Source organism: Rheinheimera nanhaiensis E407-8 (genome assembly GCF_000296695.1).
GTDB lineage: Bacteria > Pseudomonadota > Gammaproteobacteria > Enterobacterales > Alteromonadaceae > Alishewanella > Alishewanella nanhaiensis.
The window spans coordinates 97348-114911 of sequence record NZ_BAFK01000012.1 but is presented as its reverse complement, the minus strand read 5'-3'; the positions used below and the strand labels follow the sequence as shown (position 1 = coordinate 114911).

Sequence of the window (17564 nt, the reverse complement as noted above, 5' to 3'; positions counted from 1 at the left end):
TAGCTTGGCTCAGGCCACCCGTACGGTGCTTTTACCGGCATCTTTGGCGGCATAAAGTGCACTGTCGGCGGCGCTAAACAGCGCTTTGGCATCCTGCTGCGGTTTTAACAGGGCCAAGCCGGCACTGGCACTGACCTGATGCTGCTGACACAAATGATGCTGATTAATTGCCCGCACCAGCCGCCTTGCCACCAGCTCGGCGCTATCGGTGTCGGTGCCGGATAAGATCACGGCAAATTCATCGCCACCAAAGCGGAACAGGCTGTCGGTAGCCCGCAGTGTGTCGCGCAGGCAGTCGGCAACCGCCAGCAGAATATCGTCACCGGCACTGTGGCCGGATAAGTCATTGACCTGTTTAAAGTTATCCAGATCGAGCAAAATCAGGGCGCAACGCTCATCATGGCGCTGTGCCAGCAAAACGGCTTTGTCGAAACTGTCGTCAAAAAAACGGCGATTACCCAGGCCGGTCAGCGTGTCTTTTAGCGCCATTTGCTGTAGCCGGTGTACCACCAGCGCATTACGTAGCGCATACAGCCACTCGGCCTCCAATAAGCCAAGCTCGCGCAGGCTCATCGGGCTAAACGGGTAGTCACTGTGATAAATCAGCTCTGCCAGGCATTGCTGATTTAGTACCAGTACACTGCGATGTTCACACTCGGCCATGCGCGATCCGCTGGCGGTAAAGTCACCCACCGCCGTTTTTAACCGCAAGCCAGACAGCGGCAATACTTTGCCGGCAGCCATCGAGATAATATTCAGCTGCTGCTGTAAATCCAGTGTAGTTTGTAGCTGGCTTACCAGGCTTTGCTCTTGGCATGGCGGCAGCTCAGGCCAGTGCTGGCGCTTGGTGACGCTGGCATAACAAGGCGTATTGCCAAGCGCCACTTCGTGTACTAACAGGTATTCCATACAGACATCCGTTAATGCTTTTCAGGCTATTAAGCAAATGCTGTGCCACTATAAAAACTGCTGTGTTGTCAGCGAGCTAAGGATTTAGCGTCAAGGTGTTGACAACCTAAGCCAGTGTGAAACGGTTAGCGCGGCCTTATTCGGCTAAAAACGCCATGATGGCGTCCATTTGTGCCATAGCGTCGTCATAACCCAGCTGGATCAGCCTACGGGTGTAATCTTGCTCAAACAACAGATAACTGGCCAGGCTGGAGTCAGAATGCTGGCGAATACCGGTAATCCGCAGCATGGTACGTACTGCCAACGGCAGCGATAAAAAGTGTTCACTGGCCAGTTGGCCAAAGTTCTGGCTGGGGTTGATCAGCAGGCTGTTGATTGGCTTTAAATTGGTCGGCACGCCATGCTCTGTCATGGTATTAATGGTGTTATTCACCCGCTGCATCCGCTCTAAGTCTGAGTTAAGCGTATCGGTAAAGACCGTATCGAGCAGATGACCGGCAATGGTTGCCAGATCCGGATGATGCAGCATACGCTGGCTCGGCTCGTTCTTGCGCGGATCGGCCACGCCGACAATCAAAATTTTGTCGGCGCCCAGATGAATAGGGGCGCTCAGCGGTGCCAGCTGATTAACCGAGCCATCGCCAAAATATTGCTGATGGATCCGTACTGACGGAAATACCAGCGGTATAGCGGCCGAAGCCATCAAATGATGCACGCCTAACAAAGTGCGCTGGCCGCAGCGTTTGGCGCGGCGCCACTCTTGCGCGCTGTCAGACTGAAAAAAGCTGATGGAGTCACCATTGTTATAACAAGATGCTGTCACTGACACGCTGGATAAATAGCCGCCCATAATATTGCGGTCGATACGTTTTAAGTCCAGCACCTTAGTCAGCAGCTGTTTTAGCGGTTTATTATCGAATAGGCTCACCGGTTGTTTATTGGCATAGTCAGCCTGAAAGGCACTAAAAATACCGCGCAGTAACTGACGGAACACGCGGATATAGTCGGAGTAATACACCTGGTTGGTATGAAAATTACGCCAGATCCATTCCAGCTTTTTTACCCCTAAGTGAAAGCAGGACGCGTAACAGGCCATGGCCGCGCCATTGATGGCGCCGGCAGAGGTGCCGCTAATAATCTGAAATGGCAGCTTGCTGCTGCGCGGATATTGTTGGGCAATGGCTTTCAGTACGCCAACCTGATAGGCCGCGCGCGCGCCACCGCCGGTTAGCAGCAGGGCTGTTTTTCTATTTGCAGAGGGTGTAGGTTCAGTCATAACGGGGGTTGAACTTTTTCCGGACAACAGGCTCATTGCTTAGTATATTGCTTTAACGCCAACAGAATGCAACGCTTAATCTCCTTGCTATGCTATTAGATGAAAGAGGTCCGTATGACAGAACAAAAAAGCAACAATCAGCAGCAGCTGTATTATGCCGGTATTGCCGCCGTTGTCGTGGTCGTGTTGCTGGCGCTGTGGTTGCTGTTTAGCAAAGAAGAAACGCCAGAGCCGTTAAAGTTATTGCCACCTGAGTTAAGTGAGCCAGTGCAACCGACAGCGCCGGCAACACCGGTTACTACCGAGCCTGAATCCGCTCAGGCGCCGGCAGAGCCTGAACCTGAGCCAGTGCCTGAACCTGAACCGGTAACAGCCCCCGAGCCGCCATTGCCGACGCTGGACCAGTCTGATGCCGAGGTAAAACAGCGTTTGTTGGCGCTAAACTGGCGCACCGGCCTGGCGGGGTTATTTGTCACCGAAGAGATGCTGCGTAATTTTGTGGTACAAACCGATAATATCGCCCAGGGGCAGCTGGCAGTGGGCCATCCGTTGCTGCAACCGCTGGAGCAAAAATTTGCTCTCTCTGACGGCGCCCCCATGCAGCTGGATCAGCAACATTTTGCCCGCTATGAGCCGTATATTCAGTTGTTAGAAAGCGTGAGCGCCGCGCAGTTAGTGCCGCTGTTTAACCGCTATGAGCCCTTGTTGCAGCAAGCGTATGCCGAGCTTGGATATCCGGACCAGCTATTTAAAAAGACCTTACTGACCGCCATTGATATGTTGTTGGCGACGCCTGACGTGAGCTACCCGTTGCAGCTGGAGCGCCCGGCGGTGATGTACGTGTTTGCCGATCCGGCCATCGAGCAGCTACCGCCGGCTCAAAAGCAGATGATCCGGCTGGGGCCGGATAACCAGCAACGTGTTAAAGCAGTATTACGCGAGTATAAGCAGGCATTACAACCTTAGTTTACCCGTCGTTTTAGCGCCGGCAGGCTTGCAACAACGCCTGCTTTTGCGCATAATGCGCGCCTGCTGAGGATTTGGCAGTTCAATGGTAGCCCCATTGGTCCTCTCGCAATACTAGTAAGCGAACCTGGTCAGGTCCGGAAGGAAGCAGCCACAGTTTATGACGTATGTGCCGGGATGTGGCTGGTGGGGTTGCCACCCAACGTTACTCACACCCGCTTTGTTGTTGCTGCCTTTGCTTGGCAATATAATCCTGCTTAACCAAGGCTAATGCTTTTAACACGATATCCGGCGGCAATTGATGCTGCTCCAGCAGCATAATCAAATCCACCGCCAGCTTGATGTGCTCGGGCGCTTGCTCAAGAGACGTCTTCGCGCTGCTCAACGGTTAAAGCGCCAAACTCACTGATTGCTGTCCAGGAACTGCCGGGCCCGGGCTACCGCTTCTTTTACTTTCATTTGCATTTCAAAGCGCTCGCTTTGTGGCAGATAAAACGCCATATCAACTTCATAGCGAATATAGCGTGGTGGTAGCAAATTTAACGAAATACAGCATAAATCGGCCAGGTATTCAGCGTCTTTTTCGCTGTCTAACCCCAACTCAACAATATGATCCAGTGTCAGCTTCTCATAATAGTTATGAATATCGTCGTCCAGCTTCATGTTGGCCCTGCCAGGTAATGTGTGTCACCAAAGCATAATCAGCTTTAACGCAAAACTCCACCGAAAGATTGAGTTAGTGCAGCCCCCTGCTACAATGCCGGCGTCAACGGCAAGATAAGAACACCGACCATGCAAAAGAACACCACCCCCTGTTACTACGGCGACTATTTACAGCTGGATAAAATTTTAACCGCCCAGGCGCCGGAGAGCGCTAAATATGCTGCTGAGGCACATGACGAAACGCTGTTTATCATAGTGCACCAGGTGTACGAATTGTGGTTTAAGCAAATTCTGCACGAGTTAAAAGCGGTCATGGCAGTATTTGCCGCCGATGAAGTAAAAGACGAGCAGCTGACCGGCATAGTACATAAGCTTAAGCGGGTGATTAGCATACAACAGCTGTTAAACCAGCAAATCGCCATTATCGAAACCATGACGCCGCAGGATTTTATGGCGTTTCGCGACTACCTGGTGCCAGCATCGGGCTTTCAGAGTATTCAGTTTAAGATGCTGGAAATTGGTTTGGGGTTAAAAAGTGATTTTCGCATCGACTTTGATAAAAACTCGTTTTACAGCCGCTTAAATGAAACAGACCGGTTGTTCTTACAGGGGCTAGAGCACCAGCCAAGCTTATTTGAACGTATTGAAAAATGGCTGGAGCGGATGCCATTTTTAGAGCAGGAAAATTTCAGTTTCTGGCAAATGTATCAGGACGCCACCCAAGCAATGCTGGCCAATGATAAGGCAACGGTTGAATCTATAGTGCAGATCGCCGAGCATGAGCGGCAGCTGCAACTGGCCGAGATTGGCCGCACAGCTGAGAAATTCGCTGCTCTGCTCGATAAAGATAAGTATCAGCAGCTGCAGCAAAACGGTGTATTTCGCTTAAGTCAGCGCGCTATGCTCTCGGCACTCTTTATCAGCCTGTACCAGGAAGAGCCGGTGTTTAACCTGCCGTTTCAGCTGCTAACCTGCCTGACCGAAATTGATGAGCAGCTGACAATATGGCGCTATAAGCATGCGATGATGGTGCAGCGCATGTTAGGCAGTAAAATTGGCACCGGCGGCTCGTCTGGCCATGACTACTTAAAACGCACCACTGAGAAAAACCGCATCTTTACTGATCTGTTTAATATGGCCACCTTCTTATTGCCCAAAAGCGATTTGCCGGTATTGCCGCCAGCAGTGAAAAAGCGTTTAGGTTTCTATTTTGCCGGCGAACTCTGAGCCATAAAGGCTAAAAGCGGCTTTAAACAGCTGCAAGTGCAGTTTTACCAGCGCAGCGACGTTGCGCTGGTAACCGCCACCAATCACTGCCGCCACCGGTATGCTACGCTGTTGGCACTGTTGCAGCACCTGCAAATCACGCTGATAAAGCGCGGCTGTCGAGATGTTGAGCAGGCCCAGTTCGTCGTCGCGGTGAATATCCACCCCGGCGTCATACAGCACTAAATCCGGCTGATGCCAGTTTAGCAGGCTGCTCAGGCTTTGCCCGACGGCGGTCAGGTATTCATCATCACTGCAGTCTTTAGCCAGTGCGATATCCCAGTCTGATTGTTGTTTGCGATAAGGAAAGTTTTTTTCACAGTGCACTGAGCAGCTGATAATACGCGGCTCGTCGGCAAGCAGTAGCGCACTGCCATCGCCCTGATGTACATCTAAATCAAGCAGTAAAATTTTATCCAGCCCCTGCTTTAGCAAGGTTTTTGCCGCTACCACTAAGTCATTAAACAGGCAAAAACCAGAGCCCTCGGCATAAAACGCGTGGTGATAGCCGCCACTTAAATGCAGTGCTATGCCGCCGGTATCAACTGCCGCCTGAGCGGTTTGCACTGTACCACCGACTGAACACAGTGAGCGTTGATATAGCTGTGCCGACCAGGGAAAGCCAATACGGCGCATAGCTTTGGCATCAATGCTGCCATCCTTAAGGCTTTGGATGTACGTTGGGCAATGCACCTGGCTTAGCGCGGCTTCGCTTACCGGCTCTGCTAACTGAAAAGCACCCTCAGGCACGCCAAGACTTAACAGCTGTTGGTGCAGGGCCCTATATTTCATAATCGGGTAGCGGTGCTGCGTGGGTAACTCAAGCGCACTGTAACAGGGGTGATACAGCATGGCAGGTAACTTGAGGCTCATGCGCCGCGCTGTTCCAGTTGCTGAATTTGTAGCTCTAAATCTGACAACGCTCTGCGGCAGCGACCCAGCCGCGCATGCAGCGCTAAAGTGCGCGCTACGGCCTCTGCAGAGTTGTCGCGACTGGCCAGTGCTATCATATCTAACAAGCGGCGCTCAAATTGCTGCACTTCACTAAGCTGCTGATACAGTTGCTGGCTGCTGGCGCTGACCCGTTGCACCAGTGCTTTTACTTTTGCTTTGCTGGTGGTTTTTTGTCGGGTATCCACATTACGAAAAGCACGGGTGAGCGCCGCGGTTTGCTCGCTTAAATGCCGTACCAGGCGCTGCTGTGCTGTTGTGGTTAAACGGTTTTGTTGTAAATGGGCCAGATTGCGCTGGGCTTCTGCGACATAATCGGACAATTCGGCCGAGCGGCAACTAAACAAAGCGCTGTCAAACCAGTGTTGTGGCTTGCCACTGTGCTGCTGCCGGTCTATCTGCTGTGCCCGGCGTTTAAGCTCTGCTAATTGCTGCGTCAGTGTGGCCAGTAAGTCCATCAGCTACTCCAGGCTTGCCAGGCTAACCTAAGCGCAATGGCAATAACGACGCAAATAAACACCGGGCGGATAAAGCGGCTGCCAAATTTAATTGCCGAATGGGCGCCCAGCCAGGCGCCCAGCATTAAGCACAGCCCCATCGCGATACCCAGGGCAAAATTAACATGGCCCAGTGCGATAAAAGCCACCAGCGAAAAGCCGTTACTGACAAAGTTCATTGTGCGGGCGACACCACTGGTAAGCAACAAATTAATGCGGTACAGCGCCATGGTTGACACCATCCAGAACGCGCCGGCGCCGGGGCCTGCAATGCCGTCATAAAAACCCAGTGTTAGCCCCTGGGCGCGCTGTTGCCAGAACAATTTGCGGTTTTGTGGCGGCAAGCTTAAGGCGTCATCGGGCTGCATGCGGTTAAATAAGGTATAGATAGCGGCTAATAAAATCAGCAGCGGCAAGACTTTTTCCAGCGTTTCGGTAGTTAAATGATCAACCACCAAAGTGCCCAGCACGGCGCCCAGAGCGGTATAGCCTAAACTGCGGCGCCAATACAGCGGGTTAAACAGTTTTTTGCGGTAATAAGTGAGTGAAGCGGTAAAAGAGCCGAAAGTTGCAGCCAGCTTGTTAGTGCCCAGCACCACGTGGGGCGGCAGGCCAGCAGTAAGCAGTGCCGGCACCGTTAGCAGGCCGCCGCCGCCGGCAATGGCATCAATAAAGCCGGCGCTGAAGGCTACCAGGCAAAGGATCAGTAAAACCGATGGCTCTACAGCCAAGTCAACAAACACAGCGCTTCCTATTAGTAATCAATCTGGCGGCGAAAAGGCGGCAAGGCGTTTAACATAGCGCTGCCATAGGTTTTCGTCACCAGGCGTCGGTCCAGAATCACTATCCGGCCCTCGTCCTGCTCCTGGCGCAGCAGTCTACCACAGGCTTGCACCAGTTTCTTCGCCGTGGCCGGAATAGTCAGCTGTACAAAGGCATTACCGCCTTTTTTACTGATCGCCTCCGCCAAAGCTTCTTCCAGTGGCGAGGTAGGCACGGCAAAGGGTAATTTGGTGATCACCAGATTCGTTAATAACTTGCCGGGTAAGTCCAGCCCTTCAGAAAAGCTCTGGGTGCCAAATAAAATACTGCTGCGGCCATGCTGACAATTTTCGCTATGTAATTGCAGCAAGGCCTGGCGTGACGCTTCGCCCTGTACCAGCAAAGAAAAGCCTTTCGCGCGCAACTGCTCTGCCACCTGCTGCATTTGCCAGTATGATGCAAACAGCACCAGACTGGCCTGGTTATCAGGCAAGTACTGTGGCAACACTCTTGCCAGCTCATCGGTAAAACGGGCTTCGGTAGGTTCAGCCTGCATTTTGGGCAAGAGGATCTGGCCTTTTTCCGCATAGGCAAAAGGCGAGGCTACCTGTAGCGTTTGTACGCCGTCAAACTGCGTAAGCCCCAAGTCATACTTAATGTAGTTAAACGAGTTCAGTGCTGTCAGCGTAGCCGAGCACAGCACCACGGCAAAGGCATCATCAAATAGCAGCTGGGCTAATTTGCCGGCCACGCCCAGTGGCGTGGCGTGCGCTATCACATACTGGCTGGTGCTGTGAAGCGCTACCCAGCGGGCTTGCTGTACGGTTTTATCCTGCGGCTGGGCATACAGCTGCCATAGGTTTTGTTGTTGCTCCAGCTTTTGGTACAGGTAACTGAGCTCCTGTAGCAGGGCCAGGCTTTGTTTGCTTGATAGTGACTGCTCACTGCTATGTTCCTGTAACTGCTGCTGTACTTTTTCCAGTTGCTGCAATGCTTTTTGGCTAGCCTGCGCTAATGGCTCGGCTTGCTGCTGCAATAATTTAGGCAGGGCGGCGTCGCTAAAACGATATTCAGTTTTATCGCTAAACCAGCGCGGTTTAAACTCCTCTATGCAGCGTTCCACCGGCTTTAGCAGGCTTTGCAGTTCATTACAGCTATCCTGCAACCGTATCAGATCTTTCATCACCGTGGCCGGTAGCAGTTGAATTAATTGCTGCAGCGTTTTGCCGCCTTTTTCCAGCCACTGGCTGTTATGGCTTAGCTGCGCCTGGGCAGCGAAAAATTCTCTGGCGCTGTCGGGCAAATGATGCGCTTCATCGATCACATAAATACAGTCGGCAGGCTTTGGCAGCACACTGTTACCGCTGGCCAGGTCGGCCAGCAACAGTGCGTGGTTTACTACCAGCACATCGGCGTGCTCAACCTCGGCACGGGCTAAATGAAATGGGCAATTTAAATGGCGCCGGTCAGCTTTGTGGCAGTGCAGTGGGTCGGCGACAATCTGTTGCCAACTCTGCTCGTCCAGGGTGATATTTAAGCTGTCTTTATCGCCCAGCCAGTAACGATTAGCCCAGCTGTCTAATAAGCCCTGCCAGTCAGTAGCGGCAGTGTTGGCGCTGGCAAACAGTTCAGGATGACGCTGCTGCTGGCGCAGCCGCTCGATACAGGCATAGCGTGCGCGGCCTTTTACCAGACTAAACTCAAACAGTAACTTACTATGCAGCTGAAAAAACGGCAGATCTTTATTCACCAGCTGCTCCTGCAGCGCCACAGTAGCGGTGGCAATCACCACTTTTTTCTTTTGCGCCAGCGCGTAAGGAATAACGCCCAGCATATAAGCCAACGACTTACCAGTACCGGTGCCAGCCTCAATCAAACCAATGCGCTCGTGGCGGTGATAACTGCCCGAGACAATTTTAGCGATTTCAGCCACCAGCTGGTTTTGCCCAGCGCGTGGTTGGTAATTGGGCAGGCTGTCTTTAATCCGGCCATGGATAGTGCGGATCTGACTTTTAATCTGGTCGCTTAGCATAAGGGTATGGGTTTTTATACAGTTGCTTTAGTTTACCTGCGGTAGTCAATTTAAACAAACTGGCGTAAGTCGATAGGACAAACATTTTTCACGCATTGCAAATACACCGCTTTAACGGTAAAACATTTGTCCTAAATAGTGCAGATTTCTGAGCGGGAGATTATGAAGTACCAACCAAAATATGAAACTTCAATTGAAGGCAGAAAAATATGGGTTTTTGATAATCTGTGCTCACCGGAAGAGTCCGGTGTGATTGCGATGAATCTGGAGAATAGCCCTTTCGTACGCAGTGAAGTCGCCAGGCCAGATACGGCCGCTTTTAGGCATTTTGTGCTTAATTTAAATGCGAACCAACTATCAGCGCTACCTGTTTATTATCGCAGTCTTGAAGCTGTTCTTGGTGTAACCGGCATTCGCTATAAAGCTTATCGTGCTTATTGTAATTTGGCCTCTTATGGCGACATGTTATTTACTCATACCGACTGCCTGCCTGAAAGCAAAGAGTTAACAGTTCTAATGTACGCCTGCCACAAATGGGATGTTGAATGGGGTGGCGAGACCATGTTTTATAACAGAGAAGATGACTGTGTTTACGCCTGCACACCCAAGCCTGGCAGGGTTGTTATTTTCGACGGTGCTATTAAGCATGTTGGCAGACCGCCAAACAGAGTGTGTTATGCCTCGCGCTTTACATTAGCGTTTAAATTAGAAGTTGATGCCAGTAATTAGTCGGTATAGTCAACATTGACACACACCCAGGTCAGCTGAAATTGATGCTCTGTAACTGAATCTTTACGATTTGGTTTGCTTGTCTCTGGCTGATTTAGCGTGCTTTTGACGCTAATTGGATAATAAAACGGTACTTTTTGTACTGTTCGCTGTCATTGCAGTGCCAATCTTCCCGAGTTAACAGCATCGGGGCTTGCCAGCGGACAATCTAAATTATCAAATGTTCCGCAAAAGCTGTTGACCCTGCCGAAAAATTGCGTTTATTATCAGCAGGCGACAAATCGGAGGTAATCCGAGATAAACGGAGTGCCAAGCGCCGTAAAAGGTTGGTAACTGTTAAAAATAGAATCACTAGATAGTGGTCCAGGGAGAAATACATGTATACGAATAATAAATTAAGCAAAGCCGTGCGCTTAGCGATTGCTTTCGGTGCTGCATCGGCAACCGCATTCACTGCCCAGGTTACAGCAGCTGAAGAAGAAACAGCCAAAGTTGAACGTATTGAAGTTACCGGTTCTCGTATCAAACGTACTGATATGGAAACGTCAAGCCCGGTGTTAGTGCTTGACCGTGCAGCAATTGATGCTTCTGGTCTGTTAAGTATCGGTGATATCCTACAAGATATTCCGGCTGCAGGTGCGGCGCTGAACACCGCGTTTAATAATGGCGGTAATGGTGCAACTAATATCGACTTACGTAACTTAGGCGCTCAGCGTCTTTTGGTATTGGTTAACGGCCGCCGTTGGATCTCTTCTTTAGGCTCGACAGTTGATTTAAACACTATCCCATCTGCTGCCGTTGAGCGTATTGAAGTTCTGAAAGACGGTGCATCAGCTGTATATGGTTCTGATGCGATTGCAGGTGTAGTCAACATTATTACCCGCAAAGATTTTGAAGGTGTTGAGCTGTCAGTTTATGGCGGTGAGAACGCCAGTGAGGGTGATGGCCGTCAATACTCAGCTGAGTTGACATTTGGTATTACCAGTGCCAAAGGTGGCTTACTGTTTAATATGAGCCATGTAACCCAGCAGCCAGTTTGGGCTGGTGACCGTGACATTTCGGCTTTCGGTAATAGTTCTACTACTGAAAAAGGCCGTATTCAGGTGTATAACAACCAGCTAAGTCAGGGGACAATCGATACGTTGCTAGACAATGGTTACACTAACCTGGGTACAACTAATACCAACCCAAATGATGACCGTTTTGATTTGGTTCCTCAAGCTGGTACAGGTGCGAGTGTAGGTTTAGACACTTGGGAAAACCGAAATGCCGCTGTAAACGGTTTGTATAACTACGCTCCAGATAACTACTTAATTACTCCGCAAAATCGTAACTCTTTCTACGTTCAGGGTTACTATGACCTGGCAGATGATTTACGTTTGGTGTCAGATTTCGTAATTACTAACCGTAAATCAGCCCAAGAGCTTGCTCCTATGCCGGTAACATTGGGTTCTGCGTTTGGCGCTGCGGCAAGCCGTGTAGACATCCATGCAAATAACATCTACAACCCATTCGGCACCACCTTGTATGGTGACGTGTCACGTGCAGCCGCTGCAGGTTTTGATCCGCAGGCTTACACGCCATACGCCGCTCAACGTCGTTTCGTAGAAGCAGGCCCGCGCCGTTATGAACAAAACGATACTACTTACCGTGCAATGATCGGTTTAGAAGGTTCACTGGGTGATGCTTGGACGTGGGATGCGCACTACATCTACGGTCAGAACAACCAGGATGAGATGACAACGGGTCTGTTGAACTTAACACGGATTAACCAGGCGCTGGGTGATAACTGTAACGCTACAACAAACTGCGTTCCATTAAACCTGTTTGGTGGTTTTGGTTCAATCACGCAAGAGATGATCGATTACGTGTCATTCGATAGCGTTGCCCGTTCAGGCTTAACACTGAAAGACTACGCGTTCAATGCTGGTGGTGACCTGTTCGAATTACCAGCAGGCATGGTGGGTATGGCCGTTGGTATCGAGCGCCGTGAAGAAACCGGTTATGATACTCCGGATCCATTAACCGTTACGGGCGAATCTTCTGGTAACCAGCGCGACGCAACAGAAGGCGGTTTCCGTTTGGATGAAGCTTATGTTGAATTCTCAATCCCTGTATTGGAAATGTTGACATTAACTCCAGCCATGCGCTTCTCTGACCACAGTACTTTCGGTAATGAGTCAACGGCTAAGGTGGGTCTGGAATTACGTCCAATGGATGACTTATTAATCCGTGGCACCTGGGCTCAAGGTTACCGTGCACCTTCGATCTCTAACTTATTTGCTGGTAACGCGGATTCATACCCGACGTTAACTGACCCCTGTAATACTGTTACCGCAACTGGTGCACAAATATTCATCGATGTGAATGGCGTGCCAACTCCAGTTCAACAAGCGTTACCGGGTTGTGCTGGTGTTCCACAAGGCTACCGTCAATCTAACACGCAGATCCGTATTACTCAGGTTTCTTCTCCTGACTTAAGCCCAGAAACCTCTACTTCTAACACTATCGGCTTTGTATATAACCCAAGCTGGGTGGAAGGCTTAGAGATGACTGTGGATTACTACAGCATCGAAGTTGAAGATTCAATCGGCCGTTATGGTGCGCCTCGTCTGTTAACTGAGTACGCGGCTGGCGATGCTTTCGCTGCTCAGTTTATTGACCGTGACCCTAACACTGGTTTTATAACTGATATTCGCAACTTCCTGCAAAACTCCGGTAAATACGAAGTTGAAGGTGTGGATGCTTACTTCGCATACCGCATGCCTGAGACTGAGTTTGGTACTTTCAAGTTCGCAGTTGATATTGCGCACGCCATCACTAACAAGTTTGATGGTGAAGAGCAATTAGGTGTTCAGTACGGTGATGCGGGTTACCCTGAATGGAAAGGTACTTTCTCTATCGACTGGATGATGGGTAACTGGGATGCTCACTGGGATACCCGTTGGGTTGATAAGATGGACAACTACTACACAGTTGCCTTCGGTCTGACTGCAGAAGACGGTGTAACAGAAGTATTACCATCATACTTTGTACATGATGTATCTGTTGGATACACCATGGACGAATACAATACTCGATTCACTTTCGGTATTGAGAACCTGTTCGCCAAGGAGCCAAGAGCTGAGTACTTGAATAACGACTTAGCTGTGTCTACCAACAACTTCTCGGTAACAGAATACGATCCGAACATGGACCGCTATGTGTACTTCCGTGCTACTGTGAAGTTCTAATAGTTGTAGAATGAACAAAGCCCCCTTATGGGGGCTTTTTTATAGGTAAATCTATGACAGAAAAAAAGCCGCTTGAGCCGGTGATTTATCCGGCCTTTTCCACACCTTTTGCTCAGATACTGTATCCTGATTGTGAGCAGTTAAACGCCGAGCTGGAACGTTTTTTTGATGTGTTGACGGCGCAGGGCGATAAGTATCGCAATCCACATTTACATAATTACGCCCAAGAGGCGTTGTTTGAAAGTAACTTCGATTTGTTCAAGTATGACAACCCAGCAGTGCAACGCTTACGTGGTTTTGTGTTGCAGTCGGTAGCATGGGTTATGGCCCGATTAAATGGTTATAGTCACGATGAGTTAAGTCGGCTGCAACTTAACGCGGATGCCTGGTTTCACATTACCGAGTTTGCTGGCTATTTTTATACACACAACCACCCAATGGCGTCATGGTCGGCTGTGTACTGCGTAAACCCGGGAACTTCGCCTGATAATAAACCCGACAGCGGTGTATTGCGTTTTCATGACCCAAGACCCCACGCTAATAGCTACCTGGATGCCGGTAATGTGCGGTTAAATGGTCAATATGGAGTTGGCAATCATAATTTTAAATTACAGGCTGGTCAGTTAGTCATTTTCCCTTCATACCTACAGCATGAAGTTGCGCCCTTTATGGGGCAGGACAGGCGGATTACCGTTGCGGTAAACTGCTGGTCAAACCGTTACGGCGGCTAGGAGTTTAGATGCAACAACATTTTTTTAATTTGCCAACCGATACGCAAGCGCTACGGCAACAGCTTGCAGCAAACGGAGTGGTCCAAGTTAACGATTTTCTTCGTGCTGAAATTGTTGCGCAAATGGAGGCTGAGCTCAGCGTATTACCGTGGGATATGGCTTATATCATTAATGGGAGAGGGGCTAAAAAGCCCATATCCGAAGTGATGGCCTTATCGGCGCAACAGCAGCAACAATTATTTGCTAGTATTACTCGGCAGGCGGCTGAAAACCAATATGCGTTCTGTTATGACAGTTATATGCTTGTTACGCATTACTTGCAGCAAACCAATCCAAGCAGCGTGTTTCACCACTACGTTGAACAAATTTGTCATCCACAAACAGTGGCTTTTATGCGCGCATTAACTGGAAATCAAACAATTGTAAAGGCAGACGGCCAAGTATCCCGATACTTGCCAGGGCATTTTTTAAGATCTCACGATGATAATGGTGCACCTGTTGGGCAGGTGCGTGCAGCAGCATATACTATTGGATTATCACGACATTGGCAGCCAGACTGGGGTGGTTTACTGCACCTGCAGGAGAATGATGGCCGTATCAGGCAATCTTTGTTACCTTCATTTAACACTCTGACCGTTTTTTCGGTGCCGCAACACCATTTTGTCTCTCAGGTAGCAAATTATTGTCCGGCAGCACGTTATAGCATTGTCGGCTGGTTCCGTTCAGATGCGCAGTAGGGGAAACATATGGAACAACCATTAGCACAATTAGAAAATTCAGCTAGGGCTGGCGATGCCCAGGCCATGTACCAACTGGGGTTGTATGCGCTACGCCACGGCGAGGTGAAAACGGCGTTTGACTGGCTACATAAAGCTGGCGAGAAGAAACACACGCGGGCAATTGAATTGTTGGGTGTATTAATCCTACAAGGACATGGAGTCAAAGCTGATCCTGCGTTGGCCTTCGAATATTTCCGCTCTGCGGCTATGACAGGCGATGCCCAAGCACTGATGCGCTGTGCTGAATTAATGTTTAGCGGTAAAGGAGTGAATAAAGATCAGGCGGGCGCACTTAGTTGCGTGGTGGAGTCAGCTAAACAAGGCTATCCAATAGCACTTCGAACACTCGGGTTTATTCTGCTCAGACAAGGTGATAGCTGCCGGGATGCCGCTAAAACAGCATTCAAAATAGCAGCATATGGTGGTGATCCACATTCTCAATATTATATGGCGCGCAACGCTTCGTCTGTAGCTGAGCAAAATGCTTGGATGGCACATGCTGCACAAAGTGGTTTATATCTGGCGAAGCAGCATTTCAAGTCTGAAAGTGCGCAGGCAAACCTTGTCGACCTCAAGGGAGATTTAAGAGCCTGTTTAGACGCACTGGTGCCGGTCTTAGATAGTTTTACAGACTTGGCTGCGGTTTCTGATAGCAAGGTTTTACTATCAGATATAGCCGACATATATGTGATGGATGAGTTGTTGTCGGTCGCAGAGGCTGAGTATCTAATTAATGCTGCTGCACCTATGTTACATCCGGCTAAAGTGGTACACGCTAACGATACAGTGGAAAATGAACAAGTTAGGACGGGTATGACGGCATCATTAGGCAAGGTCCTAGATGTTGTCGTAGATTGGCTGGTACTTCGCATTTCAGCGGTGACAGGCCAATGCCCGTTGCGTGCGGAAGTGCCATCAGTTATTTGCTACCGCCCAGGGCAAATGTATAAGCAGCATGGTGATTATCTGCCCGCTGGATCAGAACTCGCTGCTGAAGGCTATGGTGGTCAGCGAACTCATACTGCGTTGGTCTATCTAAATGATAACTTTATAGGCGGATCTACTACTTTTAATTTGCTTGGACTCAATGTTACCCCTCAGCAGGGTAAGCTGTTGACATTTACCAATGTGACAGATAAAGCTGAGCCATTAGAACTATCTCAGCATACTGGTGAGGCGGTTGAGTCGGGAGAGAAATGGTTATTGTCCATATGGTACAGGCAGATGCCGGCTAAAACACACTAGTGGTTAGAAGAACGCTTAGTGTTGTCTTGAATAGACATCGCATTTTGCTTAATGCGCTGTCGTTAGCTAAGTTAAGTCTGGTATTTTTAATCGGGTAATGAAAGCAAATTATGCTTATCCGGGTCTGTTAATCGGTAACTAACACAACAGGTGAAACCATGAAAACAGTAAAACAATCTAATGTAGCAGTTGCAGTAGGTGCTTTGGTATTAGGCTCTTTAGCCAGTGTTGCTACGACGGCGAATGCTAATCCCTTTACGGCCGTTGAGCTGGCCTCTGGCTATGAAATGGTGGCCAGTGAAGGCAAATGTGGTGAAGGTAAGTGCGGAGAAGATAAAGCGAAAAAAGCCAAGGAAAAGATGAAAGAGGGTAAATGTGGCGAGGGTAAATGCGGCGAAGAGATGATGAAAGACAAAGCCGCCAAGATGAAAGAGAAAGCCAAAGAGGGTAAGTGTGGCGAGGGCAAATGCGGCGAAGGCAAATGCGGTAGCGACATGGCCAAAGAAAAAATGAGCGATAAAGCCAAAGACGCCAAAGCCAAAATGCAGGAAAAAGCTAAAGAGGGCAAATGTGGCGAAGGTAAATGCGGTGAGGGTAAATGTGGTGGTAGCCACTAAGCACACTGTTGCCGGGGCCTGCTGCGGCAGGCCTGTTGTCTGGCAGAGTAATGTATGATGACGTCTGGTAACCCCTTAACCGGCTCTGGCCTTGGCCTTAGACGTGAAATGCTGCCACAGTTACTGCAGTCTGTGCCAGCTGATATCGATTTTTTCGAGGTGGCACCGGAGAACTGGATCCCCTTTGGCGGCAAGCTGCAAAAGCAATTTCGTCAGCTCACCGAGCAGCATCGTTTTATTTGTCATGGCTTGTCGTTATCCATCGGCAGCCCGGATCCGCTGGATGTTATTTTTCTTAAGCAGGTGAAGCAGTTTCTGCGCGAGCATAATATCCTGCTGTATAGCGAGCACTTAAGCTATTGCTCCGGTGGTGGCCATTTGTATGATTTAATGCCTATTCCGTTTACCCAGGAGGCAGTGCAGTATGTGGCAAAACGGATCCGCCAGGTGCAGGATATTCTGGAGCAACCGCTGATACTGGAAAATGTGTCTTACTATGCCGCGCCGGGCCAGCAGATGTCAGAGCAGGACTTTACCCTGGCGGTGCTCTCTGAGGCGGATTGTCAACTGCTGCTGGATGTTAACAATATCTATGTGAACTCGGTAAATCATGGTTATAACGCCGAAGCATTTTTGCGGGCAATGCCCGCCAACCGTATCGCCTATTACCATATTGCCGGCCACTTTAAACAAGCTGAGGATTTGCTGGTTGATACGCACGGTGCAGCCGTTATCGACCCGGTATGGCAGTTACTGACCAAGGCATATCAGCAACATGGTGTAAAACCGACTTTGCTGGAGCGTGATTTTAATATTCCAGAGTTAGCTGAGCTTGGCCGGGAGTTATCACAGATCAAAGTGTTACAGCACGCCGCGCAGCAGCAAACGCTGCCATTACGGGCTTAACG

At 49.7% G+C, this 17564-nt stretch carries 17 protein-coding genes and 1 other RNA gene; 10 read left to right on the top strand and 8 right to left on the bottom strand.

All coding sequences use genetic code 11. The features are described 5' to 3' along the window. Positions 1–9: 9 nt before the first annotated feature. Together RNAN_RS11490 and RNAN_RS11485 are read right to left on the bottom strand one after the other, a co-directional pair. Positions 10–909, bottom strand: coding sequence for a GGDEF domain-containing protein (locus RNAN_RS11490; RefSeq protein WP_008221925.1), 900 nt, complete (start codon positions 907–909; stop codon positions 10–12). 136 nt (positions 910–1045) lie between these two features. Further along, positions 1046–2185, bottom strand: coding sequence for a patatin-like phospholipase family protein (locus tag RNAN_RS11485; RefSeq protein WP_040552040.1), 1140 nt, complete (start codon positions 2183–2185; stop codon positions 1046–1048). Positions 2186–2299: 114 nt separating this feature from the next. Between RNAN_RS11485 and RNAN_RS11480 the strand changes: the two genes are divergently transcribed. Together RNAN_RS11480 and ffs are read left to right on the top strand one after the other, a co-directional pair. Further along, positions 2300–3151, top strand: a complete 852-nt coding sequence (locus RNAN_RS11480) for a DUF3014 domain-containing protein (RefSeq protein ID WP_008221921.1) — start codon at positions 2300–2302, stop codon at positions 3149–3151. Between the two features lie 95 nt (positions 3152–3246). Then, positions 3247–3343: signal recognition particle sRNA small type (ffs, locus tag RNAN_RS18940), an RNA gene on the top strand. A gap of 13 nt (positions 3344–3356) precedes the next feature. Here the strand turns inward: ffs and RNAN_RS11475 are convergent. Then, positions 3357–3536, bottom strand: coding sequence for a YbaM family protein (locus tag RNAN_RS11475; RefSeq protein WP_040552039.1), 180 nt, complete (start codon positions 3534–3536; stop codon positions 3357–3359). A gap of 17 nt (positions 3537–3553) precedes the next feature. Then, positions 3554–3814: a late competence development ComFB family protein gene (locus tag RNAN_RS11470; RefSeq protein WP_008221917.1), complete on the bottom strand. Its 261-nt coding sequence runs from the start codon at positions 3812–3814 to the stop codon at positions 3554–3556. Positions 3815–3943: 129 nt separating this feature from the next. Between RNAN_RS11470 and RNAN_RS11465 the strand changes: the two genes are divergently transcribed. After that, positions 3944–5041 (top strand): tryptophan 2,3-dioxygenase family protein, encoded by a 1098-nt coding sequence (locus RNAN_RS11465; RefSeq protein WP_008221916.1) that lies wholly within the window; start codon positions 3944–3946, stop codon positions 5039–5041. On the opposite strand, the gene RNAN_RS11460 is transcribed toward RNAN_RS11465, so the two are convergent. The 4 genes from RNAN_RS11460 to dinG are packed head-to-tail and all read right to left on the bottom strand — an operon-like array spanning position 5012 to position 9322. Continuing rightward, positions 5012–5953 (bottom strand): histone deacetylase family protein, encoded by a 942-nt coding sequence (locus tag RNAN_RS11460; protein WP_008221914.1) that lies wholly within the window; start codon positions 5951–5953, stop codon positions 5012–5014. The two genes, RNAN_RS11465 and RNAN_RS11460, sit on opposite strands and share 30 nt — an antisense overlap. Then, the gene (priC, locus tag RNAN_RS11455; RefSeq protein ID WP_008221912.1) at positions 5950–6489 is read right to left on the bottom strand and encodes a primosomal replication protein PriC; all 540 of its coding nucleotides are present in this window, start codon (positions 6487–6489) and stop codon (positions 5950–5952) included. Before priC ends, RNAN_RS11460 begins: the two co-directional genes overlap by 4 nt. Beyond that, complete coding sequence (locus tag RNAN_RS11450; RefSeq protein ID WP_008221910.1) at positions 6489–7271, bottom strand: sulfite exporter TauE/SafE family protein; 783 nt, start codon at positions 7269–7271, stop codon at positions 6489–6491. The genes priC and RNAN_RS11450 overlap by 1 nt, the downstream gene beginning before the upstream one ends. A gap of 11 nt (positions 7272–7282) precedes the next feature. Next, entirely contained in the window at positions 7283–9322 is a 2040-nt protein-coding gene (dinG, locus tag RNAN_RS11445) for an ATP-dependent DNA helicase DinG (protein WP_008221908.1), read from the bottom strand. Between the two features lie 162 nt (positions 9323–9484). Between dinG and RNAN_RS11440 the strand changes: the two genes are divergently transcribed. From RNAN_RS11440 to RNAN_RS11410, 7 genes are all read left to right on the top strand, one after another. Then, positions 9485–10051, top strand: coding sequence for a 2OG-Fe(II) oxygenase (locus RNAN_RS11440; RefSeq protein WP_008221906.1), 567 nt, complete (start codon positions 9485–9487; stop codon positions 10049–10051). Positions 10052–10428: 377 nt separating this feature from the next. Then, positions 10429–13284: a TonB-dependent receptor plug domain-containing protein gene (locus tag RNAN_RS11435; RefSeq protein ID WP_008221904.1), complete on the top strand. Its 2856-nt coding sequence runs from the start codon at positions 10429–10431 to the stop codon at positions 13282–13284. Positions 13285–13337: 53 nt separating this feature from the next. After that, positions 13338–14015: a putative 2OG-Fe(II) oxygenase gene (locus RNAN_RS11430; RefSeq protein WP_008221901.1), complete on the top strand. Its 678-nt coding sequence runs from the start codon at positions 13338–13340 to the stop codon at positions 14013–14015. Between the two features lie 8 nt (positions 14016–14023). After that, entirely contained in the window at positions 14024–14752 is a 729-nt protein-coding gene (locus RNAN_RS18725) for a 2OG-Fe(II) oxygenase (protein WP_008221899.1), read from the top strand. Between the two features lie 9 nt (positions 14753–14761). Then, positions 14762–16039: a 2OG-Fe(II) oxygenase gene (locus RNAN_RS11420; RefSeq protein WP_008221896.1), complete on the top strand. Its 1278-nt coding sequence runs from the start codon at positions 14762–14764 to the stop codon at positions 16037–16039. A 158-nt stretch (positions 16040–16197) separates the two neighbouring features. Then, positions 16198–16656: an HvfA family oxazolone/thioamide-modified RiPP metallophore gene (locus RNAN_RS11415; protein WP_008221894.1), complete on the top strand. Its 459-nt coding sequence runs from the start codon at positions 16198–16200 to the stop codon at positions 16654–16656. 54 nt (positions 16657–16710) lie between these two features. Continuing rightward, positions 16711–17562, top strand: a complete 852-nt coding sequence (locus tag RNAN_RS11410) for an HvfB family MNIO-type RiPP peptide maturase (protein WP_008221893.1) — start codon at positions 16711–16713, stop codon at positions 17560–17562. Positions 17563–17564: the final 2 nt, after the last annotated feature.

Bases quoted from the DNA above. Each gene is read 5' to 3' on its own strand.
- RNAN_RS11480 (WP_008221921.1), top strand. From the start codon at position 2,300: ATGACAGAACAAAAAAGCAACAATCAGCAGCAGCTGTATTATGCCGGT.
- RNAN_RS11485 (WP_040552040.1), bottom strand. From the start codon at position 2,185: ATGACTGAACCTACACCCTCTGCAAATAGAAAAACAGCCCTGCTGCTA.
- RNAN_RS11410 (WP_008221893.1), top strand. From the start codon at position 16,711: ATGATGACGTCTGGTAACCCCTTAACCGGCTCTGGCCTTGGCCTTAGA.
- RNAN_RS11470 (WP_008221917.1), bottom strand. From the start codon at position 3,814: ATGAAGCTGGACGACGATATTCATAACTATTATGAGAAGCTGACACTG.
- RNAN_RS11460 (WP_008221914.1), bottom strand. From the start codon at position 5,953: ATGAGCCTCAAGTTACCTGCCATGCTGTATCACCCCTGTTACAGTGCG.
- RNAN_RS11490 (WP_008221925.1), bottom strand. From the start codon at position 909: ATGGAATACCTGTTAGTACACGAAGTGGCGCTTGGCAATACGCCTTGT.
- dinG (WP_008221908.1), bottom strand. From the start codon at position 9,322: ATGCTAAGCGACCAGATTAAAAGTCAGATCCGCACTATCCATGGCCGG.
- RNAN_RS11435 (WP_008221904.1), top strand. From the start codon at position 10,429: ATGTATACGAATAATAAATTAAGCAAAGCCGTGCGCTTAGCGATTGCT.
- RNAN_RS11440 (WP_008221906.1), top strand. From the start codon at position 9,485: ATGAAGTACCAACCAAAATATGAAACTTCAATTGAAGGCAGAAAAATA.
- RNAN_RS11465 (WP_008221916.1), top strand. From the start codon at position 3,944: ATGCAAAAGAACACCACCCCCTGTTACTACGGCGACTATTTACAGCTG.
- RNAN_RS11420 (WP_008221896.1), top strand. From the start codon at position 14,762: ATGGAACAACCATTAGCACAATTAGAAAATTCAGCTAGGGCTGGCGAT.
- RNAN_RS18725 (WP_008221899.1), top strand. From the start codon at position 14,024: ATGCAACAACATTTTTTTAATTTGCCAACCGATACGCAAGCGCTACGG.
- RNAN_RS11430 (WP_008221901.1), top strand. From the start codon at position 13,338: ATGACAGAAAAAAAGCCGCTTGAGCCGGTGATTTATCCGGCCTTTTCC.
- RNAN_RS11415 (WP_008221894.1), top strand. From the start codon at position 16,198: ATGAAAACAGTAAAACAATCTAATGTAGCAGTTGCAGTAGGTGCTTTG.
- priC (WP_008221912.1), bottom strand. From the start codon at position 6,489: ATGGACTTACTGGCCACACTGACGCAGCAATTAGCAGAGCTTAAACGC.